This is a genomic window from Prevotella sp. MGM1 (genome assembly GCF_002933775.1).
In the GTDB taxonomy this organism is placed as follows: domain Bacteria; phylum Bacteroidota; class Bacteroidia; order Bacteroidales; family Bacteroidaceae; genus Prevotella.
Genome location: NZ_BEWV01000035.1, coordinates 1 through 7,584, shown reverse-complemented (window position 1 = coordinate 7,584; position 7,584 = coordinate 1). Strand labels below are relative to the sequence as shown.

The window sequence follows — 7,584 nt, the reverse complement described above, 5'->3', positions numbered from 1 at the left end:
CTCAGGAACAAGTGCCTTGGGGCGATCCGGCCGCTTACTCCATGTGGGCGCCCGATTGCGTGGAGCACAACGGCAAGTACTATTTCTTCTTTCCCGACGCCCCCAAGACCGAGCCCGGCCGGCGGCGTGGGTTCGGAATAGGCGTTGCCGTAGCCGACGGGCTGTTCGCCCCGAAGTTCGTGCCGCAGGACAAGCCCATAGAGGGCGTTTCCGGGATTGACCCTTGCGTGATGAAGGCGGCCGACGGACATCACTATCTTTTCTGGGCGGCCGGCGGACTGGTTGTAGCCCGGTTGAAAGACAACTTGCTGGAACTTGACGGAGAGCCGCAGCGGATAGGCGGATTGCCCGACGGGTTCAAGGAAGGGCCGTTCGCGTTCGAGCGTGGCGGGAAGTACTATCTTACTTACCCGTGGGTGAGACATGATGGTGGCACTGAGTGCCTGGCGTATGCCATGGCCGACAGCCCCATGGGACCTTATACGTATAAAGGCATAATCATGGGCGAGTCGCCCTCCGGGTGCTGGACAAACCATCACAGTATAGTCATGTTTAAAGACCAGTGGTATCTGTTTTACCATCACAACGATTACAGTCCGTCGTTCGACAAGAACCGTTCGGCATGCGTCGACTCGCTTTTCTTCCGCCCCGACGGCACAATCAGCGAGGTCGTTCCTACACGGCGTGGCGTGGGCGTCAGCGATGCCCGCAAGCCGGTGCAGTTGGACAGGTATAGCGATATAGGAGGCGGAGCCGCCATTGAGTATCATGACACAGCCGACTGTTTCCGCGGTTGGAAGACGGTATTTGCCGGGCGGGGCGCCTGGGTGAGATATAACCGTGTGGACACGAAGAGCGGTTGCGCGGAGAATGTATGTCTGCGGGTGAAGACCACGGGCAAGGCACGTTTCGCGTTGCGGCTCGGAAGCTACGAGACCATGCTCGATGTGGACGATACCCGGGGAGAATGGCAGGAGAAGGACATCAGCGTAGGCACGATGCCTGAGGGTGTCAGCGACCTGACGCTGACACTGCAAGACGGCAGGGACGCCGAGGTGGACTGGCTGTCGCTGACCGAACAGCCGCGCGAGAGGTATTTCGTGAAGCCCGCCGCAGGAAAGACTTCTCCCGACAGTGACGGATTTATACGCCGGTGGCTGCTGTTGGAGCCGATAGACAAGCCCAACAGGAGCAACACCGTGTTTACTGACAGTTACCTGCGGGAGCACCTCAACATGACTTACTATGACGGACAGGACGCCATGCTGCCAAAAGACGGAAGCCGGGTGACGGCCGGCGGCCGGCAGCTCACGTGGCACGCGATGGAGAGCAACCGCTTCAACGTGAAACTGTTCCGCTTTGCCACGGGACTGGAGAAACGTGAGTATGGAGTGCTGTTCCATGCTGTTACCGTGATAGACTGCGACCGTGACATTGCCGACGTACGGCTTGCGGCAGGCTCCAACTCGGCCTCGATGTGGTGGATAGACGGTGAGGAAGTATTGCTGCTCTCAGGCGACCGCCGTATGGTGAAGGATGATGTGGTGTCGCGGAAGCTCACGTTGAAGAAAGGAAGGCATGTTTTGCGCGGGGCTGTTATAAACGGGCCGGGCATGAGCGATTTCTGTGTGCGCTTCATCGACGGCAAGGGGCGGCCCGTCACCGGTTATAAGGTGACCCTGAAATAGGCAATGGGGCTTCAAGCCACGGTCTTGCACGTTTGGAAAAACAATAATAATGACATTCAATCACTGAACATCAAACACTGAACATCAATGAAAAAGATATTATCGGCAATACTTCTCGGGCTTCCTCTGGCCGCAATGGCGCAGACAGGACAGCCGTGGATACACGACCCGTCGACACTGGCCGAGTGCGACGGCAAATACTACACGTTCGGCACGGGCGGCGGCGGACTGATAAGCGACGACGGTTGGTCGTGGCATGGCGGCGGGGTGCGTCCCGGCGGCGGTGCGGCACCCGATGTGATAAAGATAGGCGACAGGTATCTTGTGGTATACGGAGCCACGGGCGGCGGTCTCGGCGGCGGTCACAACGGCCGTATTCTCACCATGTGGAACAAGACACTCGACCCGCGGTCACCCGATTTCCGGTACACGGAGCCGGTGGAAGTGGCCTCGTCAGACGGACTGGAAGACAACGATGCCATAGACCCGGGAGTGCTTCTCGACCCCACCGACGGACGGATGTGGGTGTCGTACGGCACATATTTCGGAAACATACGCCTCATAGAGCTTGACCCGAAGACGGGATTCAGGGTCAAGGGAAACAAGGCCGTGGACATAGCGATAGACTGCGAGGCCACGGACCTTATCTATCGTGACGGCTACTACTATCTGCTCGGCACCCACGGCACATGCTGCGACGGGGTGAACTCCACGTATAACATCGTCTGCGGGCGCAGCCGTAATGTGACAGGGCCTTATATGGACAATGTGGGCCGCTCGATGCTGGAAGGCGGCGGCAAGATGGTGGCAGGCGCTGAGCCTCGGCGTGTGGGAGCGGGACACTTCGGGCGCACGGTCGTCGACGAGGGTGTCGAGGTGGCGTCGTTCCACTATGAGGCCGATTTCGACCGCAGCGGCCACTCCGTGCTGGCTGTCCGCCCGCTGCAGTGGAAAGACGGCTGGCCTACCGTGGGACGCAGTTTCCGTGAAGGCAAATACTCGATTCTCTCCTGTCGCAGGGAATATGCGCTCGAACTGGCTGTCGACTTTGTGCGCATAGAGCGGAAAAACCGCATGGGCTGGCACAACATATCTCCCGACGCGCCTCTTGAGCGTATACCCGACCAGACTCTCGGTGAGGTTGGGGCATCATGGCCCGAGGGCGGTATTGGCGTGCGCACGGGCGATAATATGTTCCGTCCGCACCAGTTGTGGAATATCGAGGCCGTGCCCGGGGCGGGCGGGTATCTCAGTAATCCGTATTTCAAGATTACCATAGCCGGAACAGACCGCGCCCTTTGCGCCACGGGCGACATGGAAGTGGCGTCTGTTCCGGCCTTTACGGGAGCCGACAGCCAGTTGTGGCGCATCGAGCAGTTGACCGACGGCACGTTCCGCATCATGCCTAAAGGAATACCCGGACAACCGGGAATAAACAAAAAGTATGTGCTTTACTCCGTGGGTGACAGTACGCCCACACTCGCGCCGTACGATTTCGGTACGGACAACTCCAAATGGATATTTTCCGGAGAGTGACACTTTTTCACGGCCGGTGATTTGATTTCTTTACGGCATCTTGTCATCGGCCTTATGTTTTCTTTGAAGTATCGGGCTATGCCCGGCAGCGCAAAGCGCTTTTACCGTAAAAAATCTTTCGCTTCCTCTATCTGCGGCAACCTTTGAATACTGTCGTATATAGAGGGAGTGATAGATTCTGTGATAGGAGATTGGCCGCTAATTATTTTCCGGCAACCAATCCGTTGAGATACACTTCTATGTTGGTGAACGACTTGTCAAGGCTGTATGCGGCAGCGTCAGCCGCGTCGTTGGGATTCAGGCCGTGCGCAAGTTCCCAGGCGTCGGGCATTCCGTCGCCATCGCTGTCGGGCAGAGCCTTTCCTCTTTTCAGTTCCGGCCAGCCCCCTGCGTCTTCCGGAGTGTTGATGATGCCGTTCTTTCCGAACGTACCTATGCCCTCTTTTACCTGCCGCAGTACCTCGCTGTCGTATGTGTCTCGCGAGAGGCTGCACCCTACGGAAGCCAGAATCCTGAGGTAAGCCTCGGCCGGGGTATCCTCGTCTATCGGCTCGTATGGGAACGGGGTGACTACAAGGCATGATTGGCTTTTCTCGCCTTCGGTGGGAATGGCTTCCTGTGAGATACCCCTCGTCTTCCTGGCGTTTTTCTGCGCCGGTACGTATTGCAGTCCGGGCCGGTCGGATACGCCGCTGCGGTTGTCGGCGGTCACAGCGTCGTTTCCTTCCATCACGTTTCCGGCAACGTAATAGCGTCCGGTGCCGTCTGCCGCAACATCAAGCAACCGGTGATGTTCGGAAGCCGGGCCAGGCTTATAATAATTGTTCACCATGTTTATCTCTCCGTGATGTCCGCCGCCGTATGCGGTCTTGAACCCCCAGTTATACACCACGTTGTTGCGGTAGTCGACCCACTTGGTGCCGTCGACCGAGGCGAAGCGCGGGTTGCGGCTTGCGTGGTTGGCGAGCATGTTGTGGTGGAATGTGGCTTTGTAGCCTCCCCAGATGCCGCCGAACCCGTGGCTGCCCTTGGTGTGTACAGACCTGTTCAGGCTGTGCGACACGAGGCACCACTGCACGGTGAGGTTCTCGGTCTTATAGATAGAAAGGCACTCGTCGATGCTCCAGCTCACAGACAGGTGGTCGAGAATGACATTCTTCTGTCCGTAGCGTCCGCCTCCCAGTCCGTCGCTGTCCCGGTTGTGCCTGTCGCCGACCCGCACACGGATGTAGCGGACGATGACATTGCTCGCATTCACAACTAGCGAGTAGTCTTTCAGGCAGATACCGTCGCCCGGGGCCGATTGCCCGGCGATGGTGATACTGTCGTTGTTTATTCGCAACGGAGATTTAAGTTCGATGGTGCCGTCTACTGCGAAGACTACGATGCGCGGGCCTTTCTGCTCCACCGCCGCTCGCAAACTTCCCTCGCCGCTGTCGTTCAGGTTGGTAACTGTGATTACACGTCCGCCTCGTCCGCCGGTAGTATACTTGCCGTAACCCTCCGCTCCCGGAAAGGCTATCGGCTGAGCCTGCATGCCGGCACCAGCGAAAAGCAGGCATGCGGTTAGTAAAATGTATCTCATAATCAGCTGACTGTTTGTTGTTTAATCTGAGTTTTAATAAATATAAGTTTTTAGATAGTTTGTTATTATGGATTTGTTTCGGTTTCTTTACTTTGCTCTCGGGCAAGAGATAACCGCCGGTAATCACGAATACAATGTTAAAGTTACTGATTTTTCCAGTTATACAGGTTGTTTTAACAAACTTTTCGACTCATTTTCGGCTTACCATGTATCCTGATGACCGTGCCGGGTATGAAGGGTAGATGTGAATAAAGCGGCTGTCCAACAGCCCGGGGATAAACAAAAGCTGTTCAATGTCACGGGTTGTGATATTGAACAGCTTATGAACAGGCGTCGGACGGAGGCCGTTCGCTATTCCATGTACAGATAATCATAATGTATTATCGGCTTCACGTCGTGCTTGCCGATGAGCGTTGCGGCCTCAACGGAGGAGTATGAGCTGCGGCCTATGCCGATGCGGGTGCCTCGGTTGTCGATGATTGATATGATGTCGCCCTCTTCAAAGTCTCCCTCTATGGCAGTGACACCGACCATCAGCAGGCTCACGGCACGGTCGCCGCACAGTGCCGAAGCGGCCTTTTCGTTCACACGGACCGCGCCTTTTGCGAAACTCGCACTGTGGGCAATCCATTTTTTGACGTTAGAAACGGCTCCGGTGTTCGGTGTGAACTCGGTGTGAGGCGTGTTGCCGGGGTCGAGAGCGAGGCTGATGAGTATGTTGTCGCGCTTGCCGTTGGCTATGACCACTTGTATTCCCTCGTCAGCCACCTTGCGGGCTATGCCGCATTTGGTTGTCATTCCGCCGCGGCCGAAACCGCTTTTCTCCTGTCTTATGTATTCGTTCAGGTCGCGTCCGGGGCTTACCGTCCTTATTACCCGTGACGAGGGGTCGTGTGGTGAGCCGTCGAATATTCCGTCGATATTGCTCAGTATTATCAGTTTGTCGGCGTCCATCATGGATGCTATGAGGCCCGACAGTTCGTCGTTGTCGGTGAACATCAGTTCGGTGACACTCACGGTGTCGTTCTCGTTGACTATCGGTATCACCCCGTTGCCGAGCATCACGGTCATGCAGGCACGCTGGTTGAGATATTCGCGGCGGGTGGCGAAGCTCTCTTTCATAGTCAGCACCTGCCCCACGTGTATGTGGTATTCGCGGAACAGGTCGTAATAGAGGTTTATCAGTTTTGCCTGCCCGAGGGCAGAGAACAGTTGCCGCTGTTCCACGCTGTCGAGCTTGTGGCTCACTTTCAGTTCACTACGTCCGCAGGCCACGGCTCCGCTTGATACGAGTATTATCTCGTGGCCGTTGTCTCTCAGCCATGCCACCTGGTCTACGAGAGCCGACATGCGGGTGATGTCGAGCCGTCCGTCGTCGCGTGTGATTACGTTGCTGCCTATCTTGATTACTATTCGCATAACCGTGAATGTGTGTTGCCGGTGGTTTTTAATCGTTTTTTTTCGTCGTTTCCGGATGCATGTCTTTCTCTCTTATCTCCACGCGGCGTATCTTTCCGCTGATGGTCTTGGGCAGTTCATCGACGAACTCTATTATGCGGGGATATTTGTATGGAGCCGTTTCGCGCTTTACGTGGTTCTGAAGCTCCTTTATCAGTTCCTCGCCCCCCCTGTTTTTCCATGTGTCTTTGAGTACTACCGTGGCCTTTACCACCATTCCCCGTATATCGTCGGGTACGCCGGTGATGGCGCACTCGATGACGGCGGGGTGGGTCATGAGGGCGCTTTCCACCTCGAACGGCCCTATTCGGTAGCCGCTGCTCTTTATCACGTCGTCTATACGGCCGACGAACCAGTAATAACCGTCCTCGTCGCGCCATGCCACATCACCGGTGTGGTAATATCCGTCGTGCCACACGCGATGTGTCAACTCATCGTCGCGATAGTATTCTTTGAACAGCCCGATAGGCTTTTCCCCTTCTCCGTTTTCATCGTTGACCCTTATTACAATCTCTCCGTTCTCACCGTCTTCGCATGGTGTGCCGTCGGGTTTTATCAGAGCGATGTCGTATTGCGGGTTAGGCAGTCCCATGGAGCCGGGCTTCGGCTTTGTCCATGGCATCGTGCCGAGTGTCATTGTGGTCTCGGTCTGTCCGAACCCTTCCATGAGGTGTATGCCGGTAAGCTGGAGAAACTTGTCGTATACGGCAGGATTGAGGGCCTCGCCGGCCGTGCAGCAATAGCGCAGTGATGACAAATCGTATCGTGAGAAATCTTCGTGTATCATGAAACGGTATACCGTGGGCGGCGCGCAGAATGATGTTATGCGGTATTGTTCTATCCTGCGTAGTATTTTGTCGGCGGTGAACTTCTCGTGATCGAATACGAATACGGCCGCTCCGGCAAACCACTGGCCGTAGAGCTTGCCCCATACGGCTTTCCCCCAGCCTGTATCGGCCACCGTGAGGTGTATGCTTTCTTCGGTGAGATTGTGCCAGAACACACCGGTGGTAAGATGTCCGAGGGCATAAAGGAAGTCGTGTGCCACCATTTTGGGCTTTCCGCTCGTGCCGCTCGTGAAGTACATCAGCATCGTGTCGTCGTTGGCGTTCACCTGCTCGGGACGTGTGAAAGCCGGCGCCGATGCCCATTCGTCGTGCCAATTATGGAAGCCGTCCTCTTGTTCGGGACCTATGCTGACGAGAGTTTCCACGGTGGGACTGTCGGGCAGCGATTGCTTTACCTGCCGCATGACGTACTCTTCGCCCACGCAGACGATCGCTTTGATGCCGGCGCGGTTGTTGCGGTATACAATGT

At 56.2% G+C, this 7,584-nt stretch carries 5 protein-coding genes; 2 read left to right on the top strand and 3 right to left on the bottom strand.

The window, feature by feature from the left end:
* The coding region (locus tag MoGM_RS00580; protein ID WP_146078595.1) for a family 43 glycosylhydrolase at positions 1 to 1,688 on the top strand (1,688 nt) is incomplete at its 5' end.
* Between the two features lie 87 nt (positions 1,689 to 1,775).
* Positions 1,776 to 3,224, top strand: coding sequence for a family 43 glycosylhydrolase (locus tag MoGM_RS00575; RefSeq protein WP_104368297.1), 1,449 nt, complete (start codon positions 1,776 to 1,778; stop codon positions 3,222 to 3,224).
* 202 nt (positions 3,225 to 3,426) lie between these two features.
* Here the strand turns inward: MoGM_RS00575 and MoGM_RS00570 are convergent, their stop codons facing one another.
* The 3 genes from MoGM_RS00570 to MoGM_RS00560 form a co-directional block, all read right to left on the bottom strand.
* A complete protein-coding gene (locus MoGM_RS00570) occupies positions 3,427 to 4,809 on the bottom strand; it encodes a pectate lyase (RefSeq protein WP_104368296.1) in 1,383 nt (460 codons plus the stop codon).
* A 351-nt stretch (positions 4,810 to 5,160) separates the two neighbouring features.
* Positions 5,161 to 6,228, bottom strand: a complete 1,068-nt coding sequence (gene proB, locus MoGM_RS00565) for a glutamate 5-kinase (RefSeq protein ID WP_104368295.1) — start codon at positions 6,226 to 6,228, stop codon at positions 5,161 to 5,163.
* 28 nt (positions 6,229 to 6,256) lie between these two features.
* The coding region (locus tag MoGM_RS00560) for an AMP-binding protein (protein WP_104368294.1) at positions 6,257 to 7,584 on the bottom strand (1,328 nt) is incomplete at its 5' end.

Bases quoted from the DNA above. Each gene is read 5' to 3' on its own strand.
- MoGM_RS00575 (WP_104368297.1), top strand. From the start codon at position 1,776: ATGAAAAAGATATTATCGGCAATACTTCTCGGGCTTCCTCTGGCCGCA.
- MoGM_RS00570 (WP_104368296.1), bottom strand. From the start codon at position 4,809: ATGAGATACATTTTACTAACCGCATGCCTGCTTTTCGCTGGTGCCGGC.
- proB (WP_104368295.1), bottom strand. From the start codon at position 6,228: ATGCGAATAGTAATCAAGATAGGCAGCAACGTAATCACACGCGACGAC.